Annotated in this window: 3 protein-coding genes; 1 reads left to right on the top strand and 2 read right to left on the bottom strand. The window is 34.8% G+C overall.

Annotated elements, in window-relative coordinates:
• Together grdA and trxB are read right to left on the bottom strand one after the other, a co-directional pair.
• Nucleotides 1-365: glycine/sarcosine/betaine reductase complex selenoprotein A (gene grdA / locus KHW44_RS07720; protein WP_304068016.1), on the bottom strand; the 365-nt coding region annotated here is incomplete at its 3' end.
• 174 nt (nt 366-539) lie between these two features.
• Nucleotides 540-1472 (bottom strand): thioredoxin-disulfide reductase, encoded by a 933-nt coding sequence (trxB, locus tag KHW44_RS07715; protein ID WP_304068013.1) that lies wholly within the window; start codon nt 1470-1472, stop codon nt 540-542.
• A gap of 439 nt (nt 1473-1911) precedes the next feature.
• Between trxB and KHW44_RS07710 the strand changes: the two genes are divergently transcribed.
• A partial coding sequence (locus KHW44_RS07710) for a sodium:alanine symporter family protein (protein WP_304068009.1) occupies nt 1912-3279 on the top strand: 1368 nt, incomplete at its 3' end.

Here is a 3279-nt window from a genome sequence, read left to right as displayed (position 1 = left end):
AATTGTTCTTTACATTCTTCTTCAACAACATGGTAAACTAACAATCCAAGTTCAACGCCTGCTAATGGGCCTGCGAATGTTGGGTCACCTGCTGTTACTGTTTCAGCTGCAAGACCTGCAGCTTCAGCTTCTGCGGCACCTAGAAGAACCACTACGTTTTCAGCTCCGTATTGTTCAGCGAAGTCTTTAACTCTCTTTTGGTTTTCTAAGTCCATAGCTCCTGCGCTAGTTCAGACAAAGCATTCAGTACTTGAGAAAATTACTTCTGTATTTTCTACTGTGTTTACACATGTTTCAATTGCAAGACCTGGAATTCCATCACGGTCTCCAATGATTATAACTTTTTTATTTTCTAAAAAACCCATAATACATCCTTTCTTTATTTTAAAATATATTTTTCATTCTAATAAGAAGAATGAAATTACCACAATCGAACGCCTATCGTTCGTTGACATCATTATAATATCATAATAAAAAAAATTGCAAATTTCACAGCGGAAATCTGCAATTCTTTTATAGAAAATCTCAATAAATGAAATTTAGAATTTATCTACGTATTTTTCAGCTTGAGTAGCAGCGATAGCGCCATCTGCAGCAGCTGTAACTACTTGACGTAGAGTTTTTTGTCTAACATCACCAGCTACATAAACGCCTTCAACGTTAGTGTGCATTTCTTCGTCAGCTAAAACATATCCGTAATCATCTAATTCGATTTTACCTTTGAATACATCAGAGTAAGGAATAGTACCTACGAATACGAATACACCCATAGTACCGTCATCTTCGTCACAGTGGTATTCTTCTTCGTTACCTGATTCTTTGTCAACCATAACAATTGATTCCAAGATTCCTTCACCTTTGATTTCTTTAATAGAAGTGTTAAATCTCATAGATAAGTTATCACATTCTCTTGCTTCGTCTTCAGCAGTTTTATCACATTTCAAGTGATCGCCTCTAACTAAAAGAGTAACTTTTCTAGCAAATTTTGTTAAGTAAGTAGCTTCTTCAACTGCAGAGTTACCACTACCAACAACGAATACTTCCAAGTCAGTAAAGAAATCTGCATCACAAGTTGCACAGTAAGATACACCTTTACCAGTGAATTCTTTTTCACCAGGGCATCCTAATTTTCTTGGAGCAGCACCAGTAGCTATAATAACAGATTTAGCTTCTAATACATCTCCGTTTTTTAATGTAAGTTTTTTAACTTTGTCAGAAAAATCTACGTCAACAACATCTGCTCTTCTAATTTCAAGACCGAAGTTGTCGATTTGGTCAGCCATTTTTTTGATTAAGCTTGGGCCAGATTCTCCAACAATTCCACCAGGATAGTTTTCAATAGAATCAGTAGTAGTGATTTGACCACCAGTTTTTTCTTTTTCAACTATCAATGTGTTCATTTTAGCACGTGCAGCGTATAAACCAGCTGATAAACCAGCAGGACCGGCACCAATAATAATTAAATCATACATGTAAATTCACTCCTTAAATTCTTTTAGAGTAAGAACTCTATAAATAATAATATCACAAAAGGTCAAAAAAATCACTATTAAGCGTTTAGTTAGAATTAAAAAAACAATTATAACAAAAATGTAACAATTAAGGTATTAGCGTAATATAGCATTTAGTTTACAATAAAACAATAAATATCTGTAAAATAATAAAAATTTTAGTAAAGTTATTGCATTTTACTAAAAACATAGTATAATAATAGTAAGAGATATGAAAAGATTTTCATAAGTGATTTGGTTAGAATTACTTAGTCAAGCATAAGCATTAATTTATTTTTTAATCCAGGGTATAAGAGGTTAAATGCTTGACAAAGGCAAATTTGAGAGAAGATTTGTTGTATCATAGTATAATCACAATAAAGGTTTTCAAGTATCTCAAAAAATTTAAGGAGGAAATTTTATGGATCAAAAAGCATTAAACGATACCATAGTGGCCATCAACAGTTTTCTAAGTAACAACATTTTATTGATTGCACTTTTAGGTTGCGGTATATTCTACACAATCTATTCAAAAGGCGTGCAATTTAGAAAATTAGGCGCAGCATTTAAACAAACTTTTGGAGGAGTTTTCTCAAAAGAAAAGAAATCTGAAGATGAAGGAGTATCTTCTTTCCAAGCTTTAGCAGTAGCAATTGCAGCTCAAGTAGGTACTGGAAACGTTGCAGGGGTTGCAACAGCAATCATGGCAGGTGGTCCAGGTGCAATATTCTGGATGTGGCTTGCAGCTATATTAGGTATGGCAACAATATATGCCGAAGCAGTTTTGGCACAAAAATTTAGAGAAAAAGACGACGAAGGAAACTACGTCGGAGGTCCTGCTTATTACATTAAAAATGGTATTGGACCAACTCATCCTGGATTAGCAAAAGTAATGTCAGTAGCATTTGCAATTTTAATAGTAATTGCATTAGGATTTGTAGGAAACATAGTTCAATCAAACTCAATCGCAACAAGTGTTGTAGCAGCAGTTGAAGGAGCAGGTGGACACCTTAATCCAATAGTTGTTGGTATAGTAGTTGCAGTATTAGCCGGTGGAGTATTCATTGGTGGTATTAAGAGAATTGCAAACTTTGCACAATTAGTTGTTCCTATCATGGCATTGATTTATATAATTGCAGCAATAGTAATGATGGTTAAATTCCATGATCAAATTGGACCAGCATTTAAACTTATATTCCAAGCAGCATTCAATCCAGAAGCAGCTCTTGGTGGTGCAATGGGTATCACAATTAAAGCAGCAGCATCAAAGGGTGTTGGTAGAGGATTATTCTCTAACGAAGCTGGTATGGGTTCTACACCACACGCTCACGCTACAGCTCACGTAGCTCACCCTGTATTACAAGGTTATACAGCTATGGTTGGTGTATTTATCGATACAATAGTTATTTGTACAGTAACAGCATTAATGATTTTAGTAACAGGTGCTTGGACAGATAAAGGCTTGAACGGAGCTTTAGTTACTCAAGAAGCTTTCACAAGAGCATTTGGTACAGGTGGTACAGTTCTACTTGCAGTAGCATTAGGATTCTTCGCATTCACTACAATAGTTGGATGGTATTACTTTGGTGAAACTAACATCAGATTCTTATTTGGTCATAAAGGTTTGTGGCCTTACAGAATTTTAGTAATATTATGTATCATTGCAGGTTCTTTACAAGAAGTAGACTTGGTATGGAACACAGCAGACTTAACAAACTCATTAATGGTTATACCAAACATTATTGCTATCATTATGCTTCATAAACACGTAAAAAATATGAGCTTGCAT

The sequence above is a fragment of the Finegoldia magna genome (genome assembly GCF_018371055.1).
Classification (GTDB): Bacteria; Bacillota; Clostridia; order Tissierellales; family Peptoniphilaceae; genus Finegoldia; species Finegoldia magna_I.
The sequence above is the reverse complement of the archived record's forward strand: the minus strand, read 5'-3'. Positions and strand labels throughout refer to the sequence as shown.